This is a genomic window from Staphylococcus massiliensis CCUG 55927 (assembly GCF_000298075.1).
Classification (GTDB): Bacteria; Bacillota; Bacilli; order Staphylococcales; family Staphylococcaceae; genus Staphylococcus; species Staphylococcus massiliensis.
Map to the genome: position 1 here is coordinate 996,806 of NZ_JH815593.1, position 24,336 is coordinate 1,021,141.

A 24,336-nucleotide genomic window follows, 5' to 3' on the forward strand; every position below is an offset into this window, starting at 1 on the left:
ACTAATACTAGTATAACGCCACAACTCATGACTTTCAAATGATTTAACTAAAAAACACGTTCCCCTTTCAAGATTTTTTAATCTTTTTAGGAAACGCGTTATATTTACTTCGTTTGATTCAATTCACTAATGATTGCGCGTGACAACGCTTTGATGCCTGGTGCTTCTAAATGTATGCCATCATATGCGAAATACTCCACATGTCCTTCTGATTTCTTATACCAATCTACTAAATGGACGTTGTCATGTTCTTCGGACGCTTCTTTGAGTAATTGGTTCACGTGCGTTTCGTAATTACGAGGAACGCGCGTGTTCACGAGATAGACGTTAGCTTGATTGAACTTTTCAAGGAGGGAATCGAGTTGCGCCTTTGAAAAGTCACCATTCGTCCCTAGCTCGAGCACCACGATCTTACCCTTCTTATTGTAAGACGCATACTTCTTCTCGGCTAAAGGTACGGCCTGAATTAAATTACGCCCCACCTTACCATCAATTTCTGATAGAGGGATTTCGCCTTTAAAATATGAACCGATATCTACCATTATAGAGTCACCTAGTAACAGAGGCGCGAGTGTTGTATCGTTCTGCGTGATCAGTTTGTCGCCGGTTAGATCGATATGGTCAAAGTGTATGGGTACGGCAATTTGATCTTCAAGCTTATTTGTATTAAACGTCGTGTTATGTGACGCATCAGCTTGGACCTTTGATAATGAATTAAAACCACCAAGCACTGAAACGGTTAATATAAATATCATGAGCGCAGATAGGATTGTGCGGCCATATCGTCGAAAGTTGAAAGGATGAACTTTGAACGCTTTGAAACCCTCTCTTCGGATCGGTGTTTCAATAAATCGATATGACACTTCTGCACAAGCAAACGTAAGCACAACCTCTGATACGTAGATGTACCAAGGGATTTGGCCTTGTACAAAATAAGAACTCATGACACTCATAATCGGATAATGCCATAAATATAAACTATACGAACGCTGACCGATATACTTGAGTATCGGTAAACTTAAGACTTTCGATAAGTATGTGCTTGGATGCACAGCGCTCATAATAATGAATAACGTGATGAAAGACAAGATATAAAAGCCGCCTACATATAGTACAGGCATTTGATCGTTTATAAGAAACATTGACGCGATAAGTGCGATGAGTCCGAAGATACCTAGACCTTCGACAGTATATTGTAGCGTCTTTGGCGGATTAGCTTTCAACCGAAATGGCGGCCAAATGAATGCTAAGAGTACACCGAGTAATAGCGTTTGTAGGCGTGTATCTGTACCGAAGTAAAGTCTTGATAATGATAAGCCGAACCCTTTTAACGACATCATCACGATTAAGGAAATGATTGAAACTCCGAATAAGATTAATATGACTTTGTGTCGTTTCTTAAATTTCTTTAGTAAAAGCCCTATGATAAGCGGGAATAAAATGTAGAACTGTTCTTCGATTGCAAGTGACCATAGATGCTTGAGTGGCATCAATTCAAATTGATTGAAGTAATCGACATCTCGAAAGATGTACCACCAATTGGATACATAAAAAATGGCTGCCGTTGCATCCTTACGAATTGAGAGAATGTGACCTTCATCAAAGAGAACCGTGTATAAGACGACACTACTTATTACGAATAAGCTCGCGGGTAATAAGCGTTTGATTCTACGGAGCCAGAATCCTTTTAAGTCGATGCGCTGCGATGCATCATATTCATATAGTAAAAGACTTGTAATTAAAAAACCTGAAATAACGAAAAATGTATCGACACCGACAAACCCGCCAGATAACCATCTTACGTTGAGATGGTACACCATGATGGCAATAACCGCTATTGCACGTAGACCATCTAAACCAGGTAAATAACGTTTTTGTCCGTGATTGGATGATTGATTTGGATTCATGAGGTTTTCATTCTTTCTAAAATAAATTGAGTTCATTCTTATAAAGCGATGCATTCAATGTGAACGGTATGTAATTTGAATGTTATATAATAAACTTTACAAGCAATAATATGATTGTAATATTTTTGTTATATTTTTGCAATAATCTTTAATATAATCTTAGAAGGCTTTTGAAGCGGAAGTTTAGTGGCGTGATTCTGAGTAAGCGGTGCGGTCTTAAAAGGCCTTTTCAAAAAATAAAAACGTGAGACTTAAATCGCCTCACGTCTTCTCTATCTATATGAAATTCAGATTAGCTTACACCTAACGCAATTTTAGCGTAACGTGACATCATATCTTTATTCCATGGTGGATTCCAAACGATATTTACTTCAGTATCTTGAATCTCTGGTAACTCAGCTAATGCTGTCTTAACTTGATCAACGATTTGCGGTCCTAATGGACAACCGATTGAAGTTAATGTCATTTCAACAGTGCATAAACCATCATCGTCTAAATCAACTTTATATACAAGACCTAAGTTAACGATATCAATACCTAACTCGGGGTCAATTACGTTCTCTAAAGCGCCTAGGATATTGTCCTTTAATGCTTCATCCATCCATATCACCTCTTTTAATTTTAATCATAAATACAATATATCAAATATCCGACAAAACGCCAATAAAATGCTATGATATTGATACATGAAAAGTATTTACATAAGGAGTTTTATATGGAACAGCACTTAATCGTTTTGGATTTAGACGGCACATTATTAAATGATGAAAAAACAATCCCACCTTACACGAAAGATATCTTAAATGAAGTTATGCGTCGCGGGCACCAAGTTATGATTGCGACGGGTCGCCCGTACAGAGCAAGTAAGGTTTACTATGATGAACTCGGTCTTAATACGCCTATTGTGAATTTTAATGGCGCCTATGTCCATCATCCTAAGAATGAAGATTTCCCAGTGACGCATCGTGTACTTGATTTAGGCTTATCTTTAGAAGTGATTAAGTCTCTACATCGTCATGGTGTAACGAATATGATAGCGGAAGTTAAAGATCATGTGTATATCAATTCGCCGGATGATCGCCTTTTTGAAGGGTTTAGTATGGGAGAACCTGAAATTATTACGGGTGATTTACGTGAGAACTTGAAAGAGGCACCGACTTCCTTATTAGTGGAAGCTAAAGAAGAGTCTATTTCTGACATTAAGGACATGTTAAGTCATTTTTATACTGAACATATCGAGCATAGACGTTGGGGCGCGCCATTTCCTGTTATTGAGATTGTAGCTAAAGGTATCAATAAAGCGCGCGGTATCATGTCTGTTTGCGATTACTTACAAATTCATCAATCACATACCATTGCTTTTGGTGATGAAGATAATGATATCGAAATGATTAAATACGTGCGTAATGGTGTTGCGACGGCAAACGCTTTAAGCGAATTGAAGGATGTTTCTGATGATGTAACGGCGTCGAATAACGACGATGGTATTGGCGAATACTTAAATCGTTACTTTAATTTAAATATGCCTAAGACGCGTGAGCAATAAACCTTTTAAATTGGGAGTGGTTTGGATGTCAAAGATTGTTGTTGTAGGTGCCGTGGCTGGTGGTGCTACGTGTGCAAGTCAGATTCGTAGGTTAAATGATGAGAATGCGATTACCATTTATGAAAAGGACCGTGATATGAGCTTCGCCAATTGCGGCTTACCATATTATTTGGGTGACGTTATTGAAAAGCGTGAGTCGGTACTTGCGATTGAACCTAAAGATTTTAAGGATAAGAAAAATATTGATGTGCATACGTATCACGAGGTTATTGCGGTTGATAGTCAAGCTAAGACGGTGACGGTTAAGAATCATCAAACTGGTGAGACGTTTGAGGACACGTACGATTATTTGATTTTAAGTCCTGGTTGCCGTGCTAAGTCGTTAGGTTTTGATGCTGACTTTATCTTTACACTACGTAATATGGAAGACACTGACCGAATTAATGATTATATTGAGGCGCATGATGTAAAGCGCGTATTATTGGTTGGTGCTGGATATATCTCTTTAGAGATGCTTGAGAATATGTATCACCGCGGACTGAAGCCGACTTTAATTCACCGTTCTGATCAAGTGAATAAGTTAATGGATCAGGATATGAATCAGGTAATTTTAGATGCTATGGATGAACGCGATATTCCTTACTATTTAAATGAAGAAATTGATTCCATTGAGGGTCATGACGTGACCTTTAAATCTGGGAAAACGGAATCGTTCGATATGATTATTGAAGGCGTTGGCGTGGCACCTAATTCCGAATTCTTGAAAGGTAGCGGCGTTGAACGTGATGATAAGGGATACGTCCCGGTTAATGAGAAGTTTGAAACGAACGCGGATGGTATTTATGCGCTCGGCGACGTGATTACTTCATTCTATCGACATGTCGATCTGAAAGCTCACGTACCACTTGCATTTGGAGCGCACCGAGCTGCGAGTATTATCGCTGAGCAATTAGAAGGTCGTTCTGAGATTGTGTTCAAAGGGTTTGTCGGCGCAAACATTGTGAAATTCTTCCAGTATACGTTAGCGAGCACTGGCGTGACCGTTAAAGACTTGGATCAATTCGATTACGACGTCGTTAATCATACTTCCAATACACACGCCGGTTACTATCCCGATAATTCTAAGATGCATATTCGCGTCTATTTTGAAAAGTCCTCTCGTAAAATCTTGCGTGCTGCGGCTGTTGGTGAAAAAGGCGTTGACAAACGTATCGACGTTATAACGATGGCGATTATCGGGGAACAAACCATTGACGATTTAACAGAATTTGAAGTAGCTTACGCCCCGCCGTACAGCCATCCAAAAGACATTATTAACATGGTCGGATATAAAGCTCGCAACAAGTAAAGTGATTTCAGGTAAGAGCGGTGTACCTCCTATCTTAGCGTCGTTAACTTCTACTTGGCTGGTTTAGCTCAAGCAGTTAGCCTTTGATGTTAAGTTATATATTTTTAATGGTCTTAAAGCGGTATGCCTCCAAGTGATTGGCTTTGGAGGCATTTTTTATTGGACGTCCGTTTGCTTTTTAGACGGTTTAGCTATTGGCAGTTAGCCTTACAAGTTAGTGATACAAATTTAATTCTTTCAATGCGGTGTGCCTCCAAGCGCGTGTGCTTGGAGGCATTTTTAATTTTGTTTGACTCGGTTGGAGTATTTTCGGTCGTGATAGTTCGGGCTAGCGATGGCGTGCTAGATAGTATAGAGGTAACCGTTAGAATTACACGTTTTCTGAGTCTTGTAAATCTAGAGGGCCTTGGTTTACACGTTTCTAATTTCTTGTAATTTTAAAGGCCCTTGGTTTACACGTTTCTGATTTCTTGTATTTATAAAGGCCCTTGATTTACACGTTTCTGATTTCTTGTAAATTTAAGGGCATTTGATTTACACGTTTTCTATGTCTTGTAAATTTAAAGGGCCTTGGTTTACACGTTTCTGATTTCTTGTAAATTTAGAGCCCTTTCATTTACACGTTTTCGATTTCTTGTAAATGAAGGTATAAGCCCTACGTTTATCACGTTTCTACTTTCTTGATAAACCAAGCCCCTACGTTTATCACGTTTCTACTTTCTTGATAAACCGCTTAGCTTAATAGCTGGTATAATACTACTGAACCTAAATATTGTAGCTTAAGACTCTAAACAATAACTATAAAATCTTTACTGAAGCCAGAATACTACAAATAGCGCTAACATTTCTAACCGGCATAATAAGCTTCAGTCAAACTTTTCCGTTCTATCAATGGAATTATCTTTCAACCGAACTATTCCCTTACTTACCGTATTACAAACGACGACCGCAATATAATCATCCTATCAACCAGTAGTCCTCTATCCGCCCATCAAAAAACGCCCTAACGACTTCTACTTCATTAGCGGAAGTTGTTAGGGCGTTGTTATACTGTCTTGGCTTTTCAGGAATCGATTAAGATAAACCGAATAGTTGTGTGATTGGTCCTAGAGGTAAGATTGTACCTAGGATCATTGTTAGTAAAGCGATTACTAACGTCGTGATGAATAAGCCACGACTGTTTTGTTTTTTCGTTTTCTTAGCAAGCGTTACTTCTGTAAGCGCGATTACTGCTAAGCCACCAATCATTTTAAGTGTTAAAAGCATATGGTTAGCATCAGCCATGCCAAATGATTTAACGACTAACCAAATACCTGAAATTAACGTTAATAATAAGAATAAACGTAGTGCCATACGTAATGGTTTGAAAGATGGACTTGGTCCTTGTTTATTTGAAAAGTTTTGATAAGCTGCAATAAACAAGATGATTGTTACGATCCAACTTACAATATGAAGATGTACCACGTGTCATTCCCCCCTCTTTTCTTTATTAACTCATATCCATAGTATCATATGATGAATCGTTAGAATACTAAAGATAACCAATCATTAACAATCTTATAACGATTTGGCTTTTTTAAAAAAAAGAAAACCTGGAACAAATTACCGAGGTAAAATGCATCTTGCACGAACTCGGTAAGTCCCGCAACACGATACATGACGGGTTGTTCCAGATTCAATCTCATTTAAAATTATTCAGTTTCTGACGCGACGTAGTTCGTTAACGTACCGATATTGTCAATCGTCACTTTGATTTCATCGCCAGGTTGTAAGAATTTCGGTGGATTCATACCTGCACCGACCCCAGCCGGCGTACCAGTTGCGATAATATCGCCTGGATGAAGGGCTACGTATTTCGAAATTTCTTCGATTAATTCGTCGATCTTAAGGATCATTTCGCCTGTGTTACCGTTCTGACGAATTTCGTTGTTCACTTTCGTTACGATATCAACCGCTTCAGGTGTTGGTAACTCGTCTTTCGTCACGATGTAAGGACCCATTGGGCAACCACCTGTTAAACTCTTTGATAAGAAGGCTTGGTCTTGAGCTTTCTGAGCAGTACGGTCTGTGATGTCGTTAATAATCGTGTAGCCGTATACGTAATCAAGAGCAAGACCACGCGGAATCTTCTCACCATGCTTACCAATTACAACGCCAAGTTCGCCTTCGTAATCGAGCTCGTCTGTAATATCTTTGTGGTTCGGAATCGTAGCATTATCACCTGTTAAAGATGACGCTGCTTTCGTGAAGACATATAAACGCTCAACCTCGTGGTTTAACTCATCAGCGTGTTTCTTATAGTTACGACCAAATGCGATTACATTATTAGTTGGCGTAACGGGTGGTAAGAAGTCAATATCAGCGAACTGAACTTTATACGTCTCAGCATCGCCACTATTCTCAGCTTTAACAACCGCTTTTCGAACCTGTTCTTGGAAATCAACAACTTGGTTCATTTGTAAACCTTCTAATAACGTCTTAGGATTAAAGTCTTCTTCTGCAAAATCTCTAAATACCTTACCTAGATCCCAAGCCGCTTCTTCGCGTTTTACTTTAACGCCATAAGATATATCATCGTTATGTTTGAATGATAAGAATTTCATTCAGTATCAGCTCCTCTAAGTTACTTACACCAATTATAACGAATTTTTTAGACAAATCACAATTTTTTAATTATTCGTCTTAATTACGCCATTCATATATGATAGGTCCCCATTCAAAGTGTTATTACCTTAAGTTCGATAACCTTATGTCACCTTACATCAAGCGATTGATAATGCGTTTAACCCGACTCCCCCTGCAAAAGCCCTTTAAGCCACGTACCTCATCGCGCTTTAACATCAGTACCATCCCACACCCAAATAAGAATGAGAAGATGGGATAAAACGAGCTGATAACGAGTACCGAAATCACGCTAAATAAATGCTGATCCGACAGACTTAAAAAGTGTGTCAGATCAACATTTTTATATGGAAAACTAAAGTTTAAAATGTTCATAAGCAAAATGCCGAACAAGCTAATACCTCTAAGGGCGTCTAATTCAAATATTCTCTCTTTCTTTTGTGTAGACATACCTATCCTTCCTCAATTGACAATTGACCAAATTTAAAGAAATAAAGGTACCCTTTCACTTTAGTATTTAATATCGCTTCGAGCGTTTGTTGATAATACGACATTTGAATATAGTATTTCGATTTAAGTTGTTTACCAAGTTCTTCATCGGTCATACCGCGTCGTCTTCTGAATGAATCCGTTTTATAGTCAACAAAGTAATAACAACCGTCCTTGACAAAAATGAGGTCTACCATACCTTGAATAATTGAAACAGCCGCGTCATCACACTCAATATCATCGACTTTCGACTGATTCACGATAAAAGGAATTTCTCTATAGATCTTGTCACTATGCGCAATGTCGTCGTATAAACGACTCTTCGTGAAGTCATAAACTTCTTTTAAGTTAATGACATCTTTCTCATCGGCATTGAGTATATCTCGCGTCACTAATCCATCCACATATTGCTCCAATGCCTCATGTGTCATCCCTTCCTTTTCAAAAGGAAGATGTTCCATGACCGTATGCATCAACGTACCAATTTCATTTGCACGACGCGTACGCCCTTCTTGCATAAACTGAGGACGATCAAACGTCGAGACGCCAAGTCGATATTGACGCACGCGATCATAATTGGTGTTCGTTTCTTCTGTATCATGTTGACGTTTCAATTCAGAAACAGAGATCTTAGAATGACGACTCACTTGATCTTGATACGGATATTCATAACGTAATTGGTCTTGAATTTGAGCCTGAACATCCGCATGCCCTTTCATATGATCGAGCATGTTTAACGTACGATACGTATCCGATTCAAGTGCATCATCCGATTGAATCTCTGAAAAGTGCTTGATATAGATATCTAAATTCTGAGATAAAGATGTATCTACACGATCAAGATTTGATTCAGTATTCGAAGATTTCGCGGTATCATTAGCATGATATTGACCATAAACGCTATAAATTAACTCAAACGGTGACTTCGCACTCAGTCTTGAACTCGCTGAGATGAGCCCCTTTTCAAAGGGTGTTTCAAGAAGCTTATCAAGTTCTTTCTCAGCCTTAACACGCCCTATCAAATAAAGCTGCGTCTTAGCACGCGTTAACGCAACGTACATTAAACGCATTTCTTCAGAGATGAGCTCTTTCTCACCAATCGCCTTAAACAGCACAGACGCTAACGACGGATAACGCACTTCTGCGTCTAAGTCATAATAATCCATCCCAATTCCGTACTGCTGATTTAGAATGACTTGCTGACGAATATCGCCACGATTAAACGATTTCGATAACCCCGAATAAATCACAAACGGGAATTCAAGCCCCTTACTGCTATGGATACTCATCATACGCACCACATCATCATTCGGACCAATCACATTTTCCTCACCGAAGTCCTTACCGCGTTCAATGAGTTCATCTATAAATCTTATAAACTGGAAAAGCCCTCTAAAGCTCATGTTCTCAAAGTCGACGGCCTTATTAAATAAGCCGTATAAGTTTTGACGACGACCACGGCCGCCTACTAAACCACTGAAATACTGAATAACATATTTATCATTGTAGAATTGGTCGATCAATTGATACACAGGATGATTCTGGCTATAGTCTTGATAATATTGAATATCTTCTAAAAAGGCTTTTAGCTTATCTGTTAAATCTTTATGTTCCGTATCATGCTCTAAAAATTGTTCAATAGACTGATAGAAATAATCCATCTTCTCAGTATGAACTTGAATTGTCGCGAGTTCATCTTCAGTAAATTGATAAATAACAGAACGCATTAGCCCCACTAAATAAATATCTTGAAACGGATTATCAATCACGCGTAAAAACGATAACATCAAGCGAATTTCAGTTTGCTCAAAGTAACCAGATTTACTATTCACATGAAACGGAATGTCCTTATCTTTAAACACCTGTTGAAGTATCCGCGCATTACCGTAGCCACGCTCAAGGATCACAATGTCCTTATATGTCGACTTACGATAGCGCTTAGTATCAGAATCATAAACACGTTGATGCTCAAGAATATGTTCAACCCGTTGCGCGATGAGTTCCGCTTCTTGTTCCGTTCCTGTTAATTCACTTTCGTCATCTTCAACCATGACATCAAACTGCATTGGATACGGTTGTTCTGGATCATATTTCGCACCTAAATAAAGTTGTTGTGCCGCGTCGTACGTAATCTCACCAACCGTTTGATCCATCATATGTTGGAACAAGAAGTTTGTCGTATTAAGAACTTCCGGACGTGACCTAAAGTTTTGAGATAAATCAATACGTAAGCCCGCATCCTTACGGTCAATATCCGTTGTAAAGCGCTCATACTTTTCAATAAATAGACTCGGATCAGCTTGACGGAATTTATAAATCGATTGCTTCACGTCACCAACCATAAATAAATTCCCATTATGTTCCGCACCGCGTTTGATACATGAAATAATCTTCTCTTGAACGCGGTTCGTATCTTGATACTCATCCACTAAAATTTCATCGAATTGATCACGGTAAATATCCGCGATTTGCGACGGACTACCATCCTCATTTGTCAAGATCTTTAACGCGAAATGTTCATAGTCTGAAAAGTCCAGCACGTTCTTCTTGCGTTTATTATCGTTAAACGTTTCGATGACATCTTTCGTTAAAGTAGCGAGATATTGAACTCGAGGCGCTAACGCTTTCATGTCAGACTTTAGTAGCTCTACGTCTCGAGATAAATAATTGTCTTGAACATCTTTAATCAACGCTTTATACGCATCATAATAACCCTTGCCTGCGTCATAAACGTCTAAGTTACCATCATTTTCTTCTTTAACCTTTTTCGTTTGAGACGGGAATCGTTTCGGTAGTTCGTGCTGACTAAGCATATCTAAATCGATGACACCGCCTTCAATCGCTTGATTCATAAACGCCAGTTCACCGCGTAGCAACTCAAGATGCTTATCAACTGCGTACAAATCTTCGAATAACACGGTACTTTCTTTTATAAAGTGATGCGCCGTTTTAAGATCAATCATCATATACGCTTTTAATTGATCAAGCATTTCTTCTTGTTTAGTGTCATCTGCATATGGATCGCTTAGATGCGTAAGCCAATCGATTGGGTTCGGATTCGCGACACTAAAGTAATACAACTTCTTCACCATATCGCGTAGTGTGTCATCTGAACGGTCATTCGCAAGCTGCTCAACGACATCAACGAAATCAGAGTCTAATGTCGCATAGTGCTTTTCCAAGACATCATCAATTGTCTGTTCAAGTAATAGCACGTTCTCCGCTTCAGAACTCGTTCGAAAGTTAGGATCAATGTCTAGCACATCATAGTGTTGTTGGATGAGCTTCAAGCAAAAGCTATGTAGCGTGGATATCTGAGCTTGATGAATCTTAACACGCTGATTTTTAAGATGTTCGTTGTCTGGAAATTCTAAGGATTTCTTCTGAATACGGGCATCAATACGATGTTTCATCTCTCTCGCACTAAGATTTGTGAACGTTACGACTAACAGGCGATCGACATCGATTTCATCACGAATGATGCGTTCAATAATACGCTCAACTAGAACGGCCGTCTTACCAGACCCTGCCGCTGCCGCAACTAAAATATCGCGATCTTTCGCATAAATACTCTTCCATTGGTCATCCGTCCATAAGACGCCTTGTGGTTTCTTAGGAATCATGATTATCCTCCTTTCCATCTTCTTGAAGTAACGCTATCGGATTAATTGTTTCATCAACTTGTCGATATCTAGGTTTATCGATAATACCGTCAACGTGACATACAGACTTATAATTACAGAATCTGCATGGTAGCGTATTCTCATATTGAAGCGGTGCGACTTTCGTTTCTCCATCCATGATGTCGCTTGCTGTTTCAATAAAGTTTTCCTTATTCTTCTGAATGAGTTTATGAATAACGCTTTCATCGGCAACTTTACTATTCGAACTAAAACCGCCATTTTTCTTACGACTAAACGGCACGATGTCTGATTTGTACGACGCCTCATCACGAACATCAAGTGCTTGAATCACGCGTTCATCTTGGTTAATTAAACCTTTCATTTGGAAACTCTTTAAACGCGCTTGATCGATATCAGTCGTTTGATGTTCCACCCAGTTTTTAAAGGATTGAATCGGTTCGTGAACACGCATGTAAAGAAGTCCACCTGGTCGGATGCTTTCACTTAAATTAAGTGCTTTGTAATTTTGAAGCACGATATCCATGTACGTCATCATTTGCATCTGCATGCCGTAATAAACTTTCTTCAAATCAAGTTCAGCACTTTGTTTAGACGACTTATAATCAATGATATTCACAAAGCTATCCGTCTCAGATTGGTACGTATCGATACGGTCGATTTGACCACGGATATAAATCGGGTACCCTTGCTTTGTATATAAGACATCTGCCTTTAACTCTTGATTATGACGTGGCTTCACTTTAAAGCTTTGTTCGAAGCGGTACGGCTTAAACTTCGTATGTGAACCTTGGTACTGCATCGCACTTACCGTCGCTTTAATAATCGCACCAATTTTATGAGACATATATTGATAATGCGCAGTTGAATTCAAGAGATTAAATTGTACCTCTGGTAATATCAGATCTAACGCTTCTTTCGTTAACGCTTGAATATCACGTTCAGTTAACTGTTTGAAATTCCCTTCAACACGTTCTGAAATATAACGTAATACATCATGGAATATTGAGCCTAAGTCAAAGCTCTGAAGCTGATACTTCGTACGTTCGTTTAATTTTAAACCGTGAGACGCATAGTGTTTGAACGGGCATTGCTTAAACCCTTCGAATCGAGACACACTTGCTTCGATCTTAGTCCCGTAGAGCTTTTCAGTGAGAGACTGATCGAGTTGAACGGTTTCATTAGAATAACTTAACGACGTCATTAGGTGATCTAAACCTTGATTTAAATGTTCATCATCGCGAATAACTTGATACGCATCTAACCACGTTTCAGCCACAATTTCATCATTTAACCATCCTTTTAAAGCCTCGAATAAGGAAATCTTGGTCTGATGCGGATGTTCCATTAGACGTAACGGCTCGTGCTCATGCATATGATGAATATTTTGTACCTCTAAATTGAAATACAACGCTTCAATTTGGTCTAAGAACGGACTCTTCTCCTTATCGTCACCTGACATGCCCATTAAACTATATGAGAATGTGACCTTCTCAGTCGCTTGCGCCATCGCGATATAACATACAAATGCCTCGTCCATTTGAAGAATGTCAGCTGTCGGACTTAACTTCACATTCGATTGCGTTTGAAATTGCTTCTTCTCATCATCAGAAATTAAGCTCGAATTCGTTATCGTTTGCGGCATGACACCATCGTTCATACCAATCATATAAATATGCTTTTTATTCGCGACTTTAGATAAATCCATCGTACCAATCGTCACTTCATCAACGCCTTGCGGAATCATCTTAAATTCCAACTGGCTCAGCCCGATATCAAGTATCTCAAGAAAGCGCGTGAGCCCCATATCCTTATCTTTGAAGATCGTCACCATGTCGTCTAACACACGAATAAACCCGTGCCAAACTTGGTCAATCTCTTCCGCTTCCTTATGCTTACCATCTAAGTCAAGTTCATCACGCTGCGTCATCATCTGATGCGGTAATTCAAATTCTTCGATTAAGTTATACAGTGCTGTCGCGTAAGCTGTCGCATGTTGCCCTTCTCTAAGCGCTTGTTCGAAGGCGTGAAGTTTCTTAACAACATCATCTTTAAGCTTGATCACCTTTTCGAAAAGCGCTTGGCGCGCGTCATTCAGTTTGATGTGTCGTATTCCTAAACGCTCAAATTGATCTACCGTGAAATAACGGTCATCTAGCCACTTCGAGCCATGGATACCTCGCTCAATCGCATAATTCTCAAAGATATCTATTAAATAGCGATGGTCTTTAAACGTTGAAGTTAAAATATTCGTCTTTAAAAGACGCATCATCGGTTCGAATGCCCAGTTCTTTTGAATCACTTCCACTAATGAGCGCAACATTTCCATAAACGGGTGATGCGTCATACTGCGCTTAACATCAATATTAAATGGAATATCATATTGATTTAGAATCGTTTCAAGTAAATACGCGTACGCTGGGTCACGATATAAAATCGCGATATCGTTAAAGCGGTAATGGTTCACTCGCAAATCACGTAAAATATCACGTGCGACTTCATTTACTTCTTCACGCATATTCGAACTTTCTAAAATCTTAACTTCATTAGAAGTCGTGCGTTGTTCAACTTGTAGCGCGTCAAACGATTGTTCTAAATGCGCTAACGATTCATTTTGATAACGTTGTACTTGCGTGAAATGACGGCGTTTAAGCGGTATTTGTAAATCTTGAGCGATGTCTTCTAAATGTTGTAGGGATTCTGAAGGTTTACGAAATAGACTGAACATATCTTGATTGCCATCACTTGTAAGTAAGACCGTTACAGACTTACAATGCTTCGTTAATGCTTGAATGATTTCATATTCCAACGTTGAAAAGTTATGGAAACCATCTATGTATATATCCGCTTCTTGAAGCCATTTCGACTCAGGAATCTTCTCAATGAAACGCATCAACATATCTTCATTCGTCACAAAGTGATCCTTAAGACGCGCTTCTAACTTGTCATATATCAATTGAATATCATGAAACTTATCACGCGTGCGCAAGTTGATCGAGTTCGATGAGATAATGTCATCTAAGTCAGTTGGCGTTATGTGGTATTTTTTGAAGTCTTGAATTTGCTCACTTAGCTTTTCACTGAAGCCAAAGTAACCAACTTGAGATTGGTAAAGTTTCAATGATTGCTGATGTTCGTTAAGTAAATCATAAATCATCATCTCCATCGCTTCTTGAGACACGCGATCTTCGGTTAAGCCACCTACTTCCTGAAACAATCGGTGCGCCACACGATTAAAGTGTAGAATTTCAGTACGTAAACTTCCATTTAGCGTGGCATCCTTAGCGAATGCTTGTTCAAATTTAAAGGTACTTTGCGTCGGCGTAATGACAACAATTGGGTCGCCCATTGGTGACGTCTGCATCGCTTGTTTAATTTCAGACATCATTTCATACGTCTTACCAGTACCAGCACGTCCTATAAATGCTTCTAATCTCATAGTCGTCCCCACTCCTTTACTCTATTTTAACATAGCGACGTTTAATTTAATGTTAATGCGTTGTGAATCAAACGTATTAATTGATAGGATTTTGTAGCTGTTTAATTGATTTTAGCGTGTCAATTTGAACATATGTTTAATTGCGCATTCTCCTCTTTGAAAAGCCCTTTCAATATAACAACGCGTACGTCGGCATATCGTTTACTAGCAATCTCGTACACTCAAAATCAAAGTACAACCCTTAAGTTGATCGATTACTTAGAGGGCTTTTCATAAAGAAAACCCCGAACGGTGCTATGTAACACCGTCCGAGGCTCTTAAATATTACTATTCTTCTTCAGGATTAAAGTTAACCTTGAACTTACTTAGCGGCCAGAATCTTAAGGATACTTTACCTACAATTTTATCTTTATCGATTAAACCGAAAGCACGACTATCCTTACTAACTTCGCGGTTATCACCTAACACTAAGTATTTATCTTCTGGAATTTCAGACTTACCTTCTGAGCCGAGTAATTCTTTAGATTCAAAATCACCTGTAATTTTATCTGAGCGCTTATGTTCTTTATTATAATCTAAATAAGGTTCTTTAACTTCCTTACCATTCACGTATAATTTATCGTTTTCATATTTAACTTTGTCACCTGGCGTACCAATGACACGCTTCACATAGTCATCATTTTCATTCGCGTGGAACACAATGACATTACCACGTTTTAAGTCGCCAAATTTAAGTCCAATTTCATTTACAATAACTTTTTCGCCATCTTTTAAAGTTGGATCCATAGAATCACCTTTTACTGTGTAAGGTTTAGCTATGAATTGATGGATGAGTGTAACGATAATGATTGCGACGACTATGGAGGCAATCCACTCTAAAATTTCCTTCTTCATTTTGACACCTCAATTAAATTTAAAAGTTCGTCTTCATTCGGTTAAATGGAAAATATGTAACATTAACATTCCCCATTATATCTTTTTTCTGAATAAAACCAAAGCTTCTTGAATCTTGCTTGGCATCTGCCACGTCATTGAGTACAAGGTAAGAACCTGGTGGCACGATATTCGTTTCGGAATCCTTAATTTCTTCCATATTTAAATGTGCAACTGCATAGGAATTATTCGAAACCTTGCGATCATTAATATACAAATGGTGGTCTTTAAGCGCAACACTTTCACCTGGCAATCCAATTACACGGCTTGTGTAGGCCTCATCACCATGTTTGTACATAATGACATCATCACGATTGATTAAATTAAATAAGTTATCAATCTTGTTATAAATCACGCGGTCCCCTTTTTTAAAGGCCGGTTCCATGTGCGAATGTTCAATAACAGCGCCACTGATTACAAAAGCTTGAATCGTTAATACGATAATAAGACTTACGACTATCGTAATAAGATGTTTAATGATGCGACTCAACTTCATCCTCCTCTACCGTATTCATGTAATTACGTTCAACGCGTTTGCTAATCATGTACAGAACTACAACACCAATGATGATAGCGATAAGTTTTAAGGGATTATGTAGCAGTGTTGTAATATCGTGCCCTAATATACCGATTGATCCAATCATAATCGCTTTTGAAAGACATAAAGCGACGAAATACGTGCCTTTACGAATGTGTGTCATACTCACCACAATATTTACAAGTGCGCTTGGTGTAAAAGAAAAACACAACAATATAAATATTGGCGTTACCCCGCGCCTGTCAATAAAGTAAATCAATCGTTTGACGTGTTTCTTCGTTTTAAGCCTTTTGATGTAGGAAATATGATTCAGCCTCTTAAAGCATAAAAACACAAGAAAGCTACCGATTACAGTCCCTAGCCATGATACGAGGATACCGAAGCCTAAACCAAAAGCATTCACGTTGAATACGACAAACACGATAATTGGCAGTATGGGTAGAAATGCCTCAATAAATGTCAGCAGAAAGCCGAACAATAAATCAAAGCCAGTACCCTTAAACATTTTATAGATTTCAGATAGTTCATGTTGAGTCACAATCACGTCATCCCATCAAACTTGATAGTTTAATTATAATCCTGTCGTATTAAATTGAAAACCGAAATTAATTAATAATTGCATAAATCAGTCTGAGGAAGTACAGATACTTTGGCACTAAAAAAAACAGACATCGAGATTAATTGAAACCTCAATGACTGTTTTATGCATTTTATATACATTTCTAAAAATTACAATCTTGATTCTAATTCTTTTTTCATATCTTCAAAGCCTGGTTTACCTAGTAAAGCAAACATATTTTGTTTATATGCTTCAACACCAGGTTGATTAAATGGGTTAACACCAAGTTGGTAACCGCTCATCGCACACGCAAGTTCAAAGAAGTATACTAAATAACCAAACGTTGTCGCATCAAGCTTAGGCACACGTACGACTAAATTAGGAACGCCGCCGTCGGTATGTGCGAGTAACGTACCTTCGTAAGCTTTCGTATTCACTTCATCTACTGTTTTACCAGCTAAGTAATTGAGACCATCTAAATCATCTTTATCTTCTTTAATTTCAATATCATGCTTAGGTGCGTCAACTTTCACAACCGTTTCAAATAAGAAACGACGCCCTTCTTGCACATATTGACCAAGCGAATGTAAGTCAGTTGTATAATTCGCACTTGAAGGATAAATACCTTTTTGGTCTTTTCCTTCAGATTCGCCAAATAACTGTTTCCACCACTCGTTAAAGTATTGAAGTGCTGGCTCATAGTTGATTAACATTTCAGTCGTATACCCTTTATTGTATAAAGCGTTACGAATTGTTGCATATTGGTATGCAATATTTTCATTAAGATCACTTGTTGAAAGTTCTTTTCGTGCTAAGTTCGCACCTTCCATCATGTCTTCAATATTTACACCACTCACCGCTATTGGTAAAAGCCCTACCGCAGTAAGCACTGAATAACGACCACCAACGTCATCAGGAACCACAAATGTTTCATATCCTTCATCTGTAGCTAATTGTTTTAAAGCGCCTTTTTCTTTGTCAGTCGTCGCAAAAATACGCTTAACCGCTTCTTCTTTTCCATACTTATCTTCAATTAATTGTTTAAATAAGCGGAAGCTAATCGCTGGTTCTGTTGTTGTACCAGATTTAGAGATGACATTGATTGAGAAGTCTTTGCCTTCTAAATATTGCATAAGTTCATGCATATAAGTTGAAGATAAATGATTACCAACGAAAACAATTTCTGGTAAGTCATCATTTTGTTTAAACATTGGCGTTAACATTTCAATCGCTGCGCGAGCACCAAGATATGAACCACCAATACCAATCACGACTAATACGTCTGAATTCGATTTAATACGTTCAGAAGCGTCTAGTATACGCTTAAATTCTGCCTTATCATAATTCTCAGGTAAATCTACCCAACCTAAGTAATCACTTCCTGCACCAGTTCCCTCTTGAATCATTTTATGAATTGTATTCACGATGTCTTGTTGTTGAGAGATTTCATGTTCACCAAGGAATGAAAGTGCCTTTTGATAATCTAATTTAATATGCGTCATGAAGATGACCTCCTGTACTTTGAATACCTTTATTGTACTAATTTTTTAAAAGAGGTTCAATTGAACGCCCATATTACTAAGTATTCAAATATTTGTATATTTATTAATAAAAATGGTTTTATTTACATATTCTTTGTGCTATAATTCTGAATATAAAGAAAAACGTTTAAAAATTCGATGAGGTGAATATTAATGAAAGATAGAGTAGTATTAGCATATTCAGGCGGTTTAGATACAAGTGTTGCCGTACACTATTTAATTGAACAAGGTTACGATGTTGTAGCTTGTTGTTTAGATGTAGGGGAAGGTAAAGATTTAGACCTTGTACATTCTAAAGCATTAGATATGGGGGCAATTGAATGCCATATTATTGATGCTACTAAAGAATTCAGCGAAGATTTTGTAAGTTATGCAATCAAAGGTAACTTAATGTATGAAAATACGTATCCACTTGTTTCAGCATTATCACGTCCATTAATTTCTAAGAAACTTGTGGAAATTGCACATAAAACTGAAGCAGTTGCAATCGCACATGGCTGTACAGGTAAAGGTAACGACCAAGTACGTTTCGAAGTTGCAATCAAAGCTTTAGATCCAGAATTAAAAACGCTAGCGCCAGTACGTGAATGGGGCTGGAGCCGTGAAGAAGAAATTGAGTACGCTAAGAAACACAATATTCCTGTACCAATCGGTAAAGAATCACCGTACTCAATCGACCAAAACTTATGGGGTAGAAGTAACGAGTGTGGTATCTTAGAAGACCCTTACCAAGCACCACCTAAAGACGCGTTCGACTTAACTCAAGAAATTGAAGATACACCAGATGAAGCTGAAGAAATTACGCTTTCATTCGAAAAAGGTATCCCTACTGCAATTAATGGCGAAAGCTATCCATTAAACGAACTTATCTTAAAGTTAAACGAACTTGGTGGTAAACATGGTATCGGTAGAATTGACCACGTTGAAAATAGATTAGTAGGTATTAAATCAAGAGAAGTTTATGAAACACCAGGTGCTGAAATTATTTTACAAGCACACAAAGCGTTAGAAACAATTACGTTAACGAAAGACGTTGCGCACTTTAAACCTGTTATTGAAAAGCAATTCTCTGAAAATGTATATAACGGTTTATGGTTCTCACCATTAACAGATAGCTTAAAATCATTCGTTGATGAGACACAAAAATATATTACAGGTGAAGTAAGAGTTAAATTATTCAAAGCAAACGCAATTGTAAATGGTAGAAAATCACCATATACACTTTATAATGAAAAACTTGCAACGTATACAAAAGAAGATGCCTTCAACCAAGAAGCTGCAGTAGGTTTCATCGAAATTTATGGCTTACCTACTAAAGTGAACGCAATGTTACATGGAGGCGAAGAGAATGAGTAATAAAGCTTGGGGCGGTAGATTCGAGGAGAAACCCGAAGCATGGGTAGATGCATTCAATGCATCTATCCATTTTGATAAAGAACTCATCCATGAAGATATTAGAGGTAGCATTGCACATGTGACGATGCTTGCGAATCAAGGCATTTTAACGGAAGATGAAAAAGATCAAATTATTAAAGGTTTAAATGATGTTAAAGCGGATTATTTAAATGGCGACATGGAACTTAGCGAAAGTTTAGAAGATATTCATTTAAATATCGAACATGCACTTATTCAGAAGATTGGCGAAGTCGGCGGTAAGTTACATACAGGTCGTAGCCGTAATGATCAAATCGCTACAGATTTACACCTTTACACGAAAGATCAAGTTGAAACAATCATTGAAATGATTAAATTCTTCCAACACACAATTTTAAAACTTGCGAATGAACATGTCGAAACAATCATGCCTGGTTATACGCACCTTCAACGTGCTCAACCGATTTCATTCGCTCACCATATCATGACGTACTTCTGGATGCTTGAACGTGATAAATCGCGTTTCAAAGATAGCTTAAAACGTATCGACATCTCACCATTAGGCGCTGCAGCACTTAGTGGTACAACGTATCCGATCGATCGTTTCGATACGCAAGAACAATTAGGTTTCGGAAGTGTCTATGAGAACAGTTTAGACGCGGTAAGTGACCGTGATTATGTCGTTGAAACATTATCGAATATTTCTTTAACAATGGTGCACTTATCACGCTTTGCAGAGGAAATTATATTCTGGTCAACTGACGAAGCGAAGTTTGTAACGTTATCAGATGCCTTTTCAACAGGATCATCAATCATGCCGCAAAAGAAAAATCCGGATATGGCTGAATTAATCCGTGGGAAAGTTGGGCGTACAACGGGTAGCTTAATGAGCATGTTAATGACACTTAAAGGACTTCCCCTAGCCTACAATAAGGATATGCAAGAAGATAAAGAAGGTTTATTTGATGCTATTCATACCATCAAAGGCTCACTTCGAATCTTCGAAGGTATGGTTGCGACGATGAAAGTGAATGAGGATCGTTTACATGAGACAGTTCATCAGGACTTTTCAAATGCGACAGAGCTTGCAGATTACCTTGTGTTAAAGGACATCCCGTTCAGAGATGCGCATGAAATTGTAGGTAAAATCGTTCTATGGTGTATCCAAAATGATAAATATTTATTAGACGTGCCATTCGAGGAATATCAAAAGCATCATGAGAAAATTGAAGAAGACGTTTATGAATATTTAAAACCTGCGAACTGTTTAAAACGTCGTAAGAGCTACGGTTCTACAGGCCAAGAAGCCGTTTACGAGCAGTTAAAAGTCGCAAAAACATATTTATAAAAGTTAAGGTCTAAGACAATGTATAAAGCATTGCTTAAACCTTTTTTATTATGCGCGAATTATGACGCTACGCTTTTATAGAGCGAACGTCCATGTATTATTTACCTGAAACTTGGTTATATACGTCAGGTTTATTTGTAATCGCACCATCTACACCTGATTGATTGAGATATTTCATATCTTCAGGGTTGTTTACAGTATAAGGATGAACTGGCATATCTAGGTTATGCAGGCGTTCAACTGTTTGAGGATTGATATCTTTATAGTTCGGGTTAATACCATCTGCATATTGGTCAATGCTATTTAATTCAGCGTCAGACATCATTGATAAACGCCCTGCTGGTAATAATTGTACGACTGGGATGTTTGGATTAAGTTGGTTCATTTTTTTCATGCTTGATTTAGAGAAAGATTGAATAATAACGTTTTTGTTATCAAAAGAAGTTTGATTTAACATGCCATGTTGTTTAAGTTTCTCAAGGATTTTTTCCTCGATACCTGGATATAATTCTGGGCTTTTAATTTCGACATAATAATGCGCGTCTTTACCATATCGAGAGAGGATTTCATCGAAAGTAGGAATTTTAGCGTTTTGATATTCTGGTCTAGCTTGGTCAGGATGTGCTTGATTAAACCAGCTACCTGCATCTAATTGTTTAAGCTCTTCAAGTGTATAGCCACCTACTAAACCATTGCCATTTGTAGTTCTGCCTAATGTTGTATCGTGAATCGAAACAAGCTCACCATCTCTTGTTAATTGTAAATCCATTTCTATGTAGTCGGAGTTTTGTTCATAGAAGCTTTTGTCGTAGGCTTCTAAAGTATTTTCAGGTGCGTATGCGCTAGCACCACGATGACCAACTGTAACATTATCTGAAGTGTTTTGATCTAACGTTACATCTGTCGTGTCATCTGCAGAAGTTGTGCCTGAAAGTTGGATAGTAAGGGGAATAAATAGAAGTGAAGATACTAATACTCTACGAAAACGCGGTTGAACTAAATTCATTAGACAAATCTCCTTTATTTAAATGGTTACTTTCCTCCTTTACCGTAAATCATTTTCATGAAAATAACGACCGCTTTTACTAGATTTTAAAAATAAATAAACATTATAAATAATGGCTTTAAATTATAAATATAGTTTTAGTATTTGATACTTTTAATTATTAGTTGTTTTTGATAAAAGATGAAGCGTGATTTAAAGAAAAGTAATGTAATTGTCAATTTTAGTTTAAAAATTAATAAAATTTTAGTAAAAGCAATTTACGCAATACTTTTTTACTTTTAAACTTAAATTAACTACTATTAAGGAGTGTTTCAATTGAAAAAACAATATAAAGTTTTAATCGGTGTTGTAGCAAGTGCATTACTTGTATTACCTACTTCATTTTCTCAAGCAGACGCAAGTGGTGCAGGAAAAGGTCAATATAAACATGAACATAAACACCCACAATTAAATAACAGTCCACAAAACGTATTAAACCAAGAACATGTAACTGTAGCGCACAGAGGTGCAAGTGGTTATGCGCCTGAGCACACGTTCCCAGCTTATGACATGAGCCATAATCAGTTAAATGCAGATTACATTGAAATTGACCTTCAAATGACTAAAGATGGTCATTTAGTTGCAATGCATGATGAAGAAGTTGACCGTACGACAAACGGTACTGGCCGTGTTGAAGATTACACTTTAGCTGAGTTAAAACAGTTAGACGCTGGTAGTTGGTTCAACGAAGAGAACCCTGAATATGCGAAAGCTTCATATAAAGGGGCTCAAGTTCAAACGCTTGATGAAATTATTAACCACTACGGTACAGATGCCAACTACTACATTGAAACGAAATCTCCAGATGTATACCCTGGTATGGAAGAAAAATTATTAAGCACTTTAGACCGTCACGGTTTACTTAAAAACAATAAATTAAGAAACGGTCACGTATTAGTTCAATCATTCTCAACTGAAAGCTTATTAAAAATGAACCACTTAAATGGTCGCGTACCTTTAGTTCAATTATTAGATAAAGCTTCAGTACCTTACTTAGACGAAGACGATTGGAACTTTGTGAAAAGCTACGCAGTTGGTGTAGGCCCTGAATACACAGATTTAACTCAAAAGAACACTCAAATTATTAAAGACCACGGTTTAGACTTACACCCTTACACAGTAAATGATAAGGAATCTATGAAACAACTAAATGAATACGGTGTTAACGGCGTATTTACTAACTACGCTGACGTATATAATGATGTTTCAGGTAAATAATTAATAAATAAGGAAGGTCGGGTCACTAGGTAGTGATCCGACCTTTTTCATTTTAGTGATTATAGCGGGAGAGGCCGGTGTTTGAGTACCGGCCTTTTTCTTTATTGGGGTTGGTAAGGCGTACGGTGGCCATGTTACATTGTTTGGGTAGGTCTTTATAACAAGGTGCCCTTGTTACAATGTTTGAGTCAGTCTTTGTAACAAGGCTTCTTTGTTACATTGTTTGAGTCAGTCTTTGTAACATGGCTCCCTTGTTACATTGTTTGAGTCAGTCTTTGTAACATGGCTCCCTTGTTATATTGTTTGTCTCAGTCTTTGTAACATGGCTCCCTTGTTATATTGTTTGTCTCAGTCTTTGTAATAAGGAAAATTTTCGTAATCGAAAATTTCTGATTGTTGAATTGCTCGCGAACAAATTGCTTTAGATCTCTATAGGGTACTTAAGCCGTTATGCGATTGTTTTTATTTTCTTTCGTATAACGGCCACCTTATGCGATTGTTTCAAATTTCTTTCGCGTAACGGCGCCCTTATGCGATTGTTTCAAATTTCTTTCGCATAACAGCCCCGTTATGCGATTGTTTCAAATTTCTTTCGCGTAACGGACCCCTTACACGATTGTTTCAAATTTCTTTCGCATAACGGCTCCCGGCCAACCCCCTTCAAACCTAAATACATCAGCATAAACCGCCAGCACCTCTTAAACCCCTACTTCTTAAACTAAACCAATCCTACTAAATCACCCATTTTCACTAAAACCGCGCAAAATAGAAAAAACCTGAACCACATA

17 protein-coding genes are annotated in these 24,336 nt (G+C 37.9%); 5 read left to right on the forward strand and 12 right to left on the reverse strand.

Annotation, left to right across the window (positions count from 1 at the left end; all coding sequences use genetic code 11):
• Window positions 1-104: 104 nt before the first annotated feature.
• Both A33S_RS0105085 and A33S_RS0105090 read right to left on the reverse strand, forming a co-directional pair.
• Window positions 105-1,943 (reverse strand): acyltransferase family protein, encoded by a 1,839-nt coding sequence (locus tag A33S_RS0105085; RefSeq protein WP_392449959.1) that lies wholly within the window; start codon window positions 1,941-1,943, stop codon window positions 105-107.
• Between the two features lie 256 nt (window positions 1,944-2,199).
• Window positions 2,200-2,508 (reverse strand): metal-sulfur cluster assembly factor, encoded by a 309-nt coding sequence (locus A33S_RS0105090; protein ID WP_009383499.1) that lies wholly within the window; start codon window positions 2,506-2,508, stop codon window positions 2,200-2,202.
• A 114-nt stretch (window positions 2,509-2,622) separates the two neighbouring features.
• Here A33S_RS0105090 and A33S_RS0105095 point away from each other — a divergent pair, with 114 nt between their 5' ends.
• Both A33S_RS0105095 and A33S_RS0105100 read left to right on the forward strand, forming a co-directional pair.
• Window positions 2,623-3,453 carry a Cof-type HAD-IIB family hydrolase gene (locus tag A33S_RS0105095; protein ID WP_009383498.1) on the forward strand — a complete coding sequence of 277 codons (831 nt, stop codon included), beginning with the start codon at window positions 2,623-2,625 and terminating at the stop codon, window positions 3,451-3,453.
• 25 nt (window positions 3,454-3,478) lie between these two features.
• Entirely contained in the window at window positions 3,479-4,801 is a 1,323-nt protein-coding gene (locus tag A33S_RS0105100) for a CoA-disulfide reductase (protein WP_009383496.1), read from the forward strand.
• A gap of 1,074 nt (window positions 4,802-5,875) precedes the next feature.
• Here the strand turns inward: A33S_RS0105100 and A33S_RS0105105 are convergent.
• The 9 genes from A33S_RS0105105 to A33S_RS0105145 form a co-directional block, all read right to left on the reverse strand.
• The gene (locus A33S_RS0105105; RefSeq protein ID WP_009383494.1) at window positions 5,876-6,265 is read right to left on the reverse strand and encodes a YisL family protein; all 390 of its coding nucleotides are present in this window, start codon (window positions 6,263-6,265) and stop codon (window positions 5,876-5,878) included.
• A 227-nt stretch (window positions 6,266-6,492) separates the two neighbouring features.
• Complete coding sequence (locus A33S_RS0105110; protein ID WP_009383492.1) at window positions 6,493-7,404, reverse strand: fumarylacetoacetate hydrolase family protein; 912 nt, start codon at window positions 7,402-7,404, stop codon at window positions 6,493-6,495.
• 154 nt (window positions 7,405-7,558) lie between these two features.
• On the reverse strand, window positions 7,559-7,873 hold the full coding sequence (locus A33S_RS0105115) for a DUF418 domain-containing protein (protein ID WP_009383490.1): 315 nt from the start codon (window positions 7,871-7,873) through the stop codon (window positions 7,559-7,561).
• A 2-nt stretch (window positions 7,874-7,875) separates the two neighbouring features.
• Complete coding sequence (addA, locus tag A33S_RS0105120; RefSeq protein WP_026048965.1) at window positions 7,876-11,538, reverse strand: helicase-exonuclease AddAB subunit AddA; 3,663 nt, start codon at window positions 11,536-11,538, stop codon at window positions 7,876-7,878.
• Entirely contained in the window at window positions 11,525-14,992 is a 3,468-nt protein-coding gene (addB, locus tag A33S_RS0105125; protein ID WP_009383486.1) for a helicase-exonuclease AddAB subunit AddB, read from the reverse strand. Before addB ends, addA begins: the two co-directional genes overlap by 14 nt.
• A gap of 327 nt (window positions 14,993-15,319) precedes the next feature.
• A complete protein-coding gene (gene lepB / locus A33S_RS0105130) occupies window positions 15,320-15,886 on the reverse strand; it encodes a signal peptidase I (RefSeq protein WP_009383484.1) in 567 nt (188 codons plus the stop codon).
• A 19-nt stretch (window positions 15,887-15,905) separates the two neighbouring features.
• Window positions 15,906-16,421, reverse strand: a complete 516-nt coding sequence (gene lepB / locus A33S_RS0105135) for a signal peptidase I (protein WP_235044503.1) — start codon at window positions 16,419-16,421, stop codon at window positions 15,906-15,908.
• Window positions 16,399-17,001, reverse strand: coding sequence for a TVP38/TMEM64 family protein (locus A33S_RS0105140; RefSeq protein ID WP_017176622.1), 603 nt, complete (start codon window positions 16,999-17,001; stop codon window positions 16,399-16,401). Before A33S_RS0105140 ends, lepB (A33S_RS0105135) begins: the two co-directional genes overlap by 23 nt.
• Window positions 17,002-17,192: 191 nt before the next feature.
• Window positions 17,193-18,524: a glucose-6-phosphate isomerase gene (locus A33S_RS0105145; RefSeq protein WP_009383478.1), complete on the reverse strand. Its 1,332-nt coding sequence runs from the start codon at window positions 18,522-18,524 to the stop codon at window positions 17,193-17,195.
• Window positions 18,525-18,716: 192 nt separating this feature from the next.
• Here A33S_RS0105145 and A33S_RS0105150 point away from each other — a divergent pair, with 192 nt between their 5' ends.
• Window positions 18,717-19,919, forward strand: coding sequence for an argininosuccinate synthase (locus tag A33S_RS0105150; RefSeq protein WP_009383477.1), 1,203 nt, complete (start codon window positions 18,717-18,719; stop codon window positions 19,917-19,919).
• Complete coding sequence (argH, locus tag A33S_RS0105155; protein ID WP_009383476.1) at window positions 19,912-21,285, forward strand: argininosuccinate lyase; 1,374 nt, start codon at window positions 19,912-19,914, stop codon at window positions 21,283-21,285. Before A33S_RS0105150 ends, argH begins: the two co-directional genes overlap by 8 nt.
• A gap of 97 nt (window positions 21,286-21,382) precedes the next feature.
• Here the strand turns inward: argH and A33S_RS0105160 are convergent, their stop codons facing one another.
• Window positions 21,383-22,291, reverse strand: a complete 909-nt coding sequence (locus tag A33S_RS0105160; protein ID WP_009383475.1) for a glycerophosphodiester phosphodiesterase — start codon at window positions 22,289-22,291, stop codon at window positions 21,383-21,385.
• A gap of 315 nt (window positions 22,292-22,606) precedes the next feature.
• Here A33S_RS0105160 and A33S_RS0105165 point away from each other — a divergent pair, with 315 nt between their 5' ends.
• Window positions 22,607-23,548, forward strand: coding sequence for a glycerophosphodiester phosphodiesterase (locus A33S_RS0105165; protein WP_009383474.1), 942 nt, complete (start codon window positions 22,607-22,609; stop codon window positions 23,546-23,548).
• Window positions 23,549-24,336: the final 788 nt, after the last annotated feature.

What these genes read in the sequence shown, in the direction of transcription:
- A33S_RS0105085 (WP_392449959.1), bottom strand. Translation starts at nt 1,943, where the DNA reads ATGAACTCAATTTATTTTAGAAAGAATGAAAACCTCATGAATCCAAAT.
- A33S_RS0105090 (WP_009383499.1), bottom strand. Translation starts at nt 2,508, where the DNA reads ATGGATGAAGCATTAAAGGACAATATCCTAGGCGCTTTAGAGAACGTA.
- A33S_RS0105095 (WP_009383498.1), top strand. Translation starts at nt 2,623, where the DNA reads ATGGAACAGCACTTAATCGTTTTGGATTTAGACGGCACATTATTAAAT.
- A33S_RS0105100 (WP_009383496.1), top strand. Translation starts at nt 3,479, where the DNA reads ATGTCAAAGATTGTTGTTGTAGGTGCCGTGGCTGGTGGTGCTACGTGT.
- A33S_RS0105110 (WP_009383492.1), bottom strand. Translation starts at nt 7,404, where the DNA reads ATGAAATTCTTATCATTCAAACATAACGATGATATATCTTATGGCGTT.
- A33S_RS0105115 (WP_009383490.1), bottom strand. Translation starts at nt 7,873, where the DNA reads ATGTCTACACAAAAGAAAGAGAGAATATTTGAATTAGACGCCCTTAGA.
- addB (WP_009383486.1), bottom strand. Translation starts at nt 14,992, where the DNA reads ATGAGATTAGAAGCATTTATAGGACGTGCTGGTACTGGTAAGACGTAT.
- lepB (WP_009383484.1), bottom strand. Translation starts at nt 15,886, where the DNA reads ATGAAGAAGGAAATTTTAGAGTGGATTGCCTCCATAGTCGTCGCAATC.
- lepB (WP_235044503.1), bottom strand. Translation starts at nt 16,421, where the DNA reads ATGAAGTTGAGTCGCATCATTAAACATCTTATTACGATAGTCGTAAGT.
- A33S_RS0105145 (WP_009383478.1), bottom strand. Translation starts at nt 18,524, where the DNA reads ATGACGCATATTAAATTAGATTATCAAAAGGCACTTTCATTCCTTGGT.
- A33S_RS0105150 (WP_009383477.1), top strand. Translation starts at nt 18,717, where the DNA reads ATGAAAGATAGAGTAGTATTAGCATATTCAGGCGGTTTAGATACAAGT.
- argH (WP_009383476.1), top strand. Translation starts at nt 19,912, where the DNA reads ATGAGTAATAAAGCTTGGGGCGGTAGATTCGAGGAGAAACCCGAAGCA.
- A33S_RS0105160 (WP_009383475.1), bottom strand. Translation starts at nt 22,291, where the DNA reads ATGAATTTAGTTCAACCGCGTTTTCGTAGAGTATTAGTATCTTCACTT.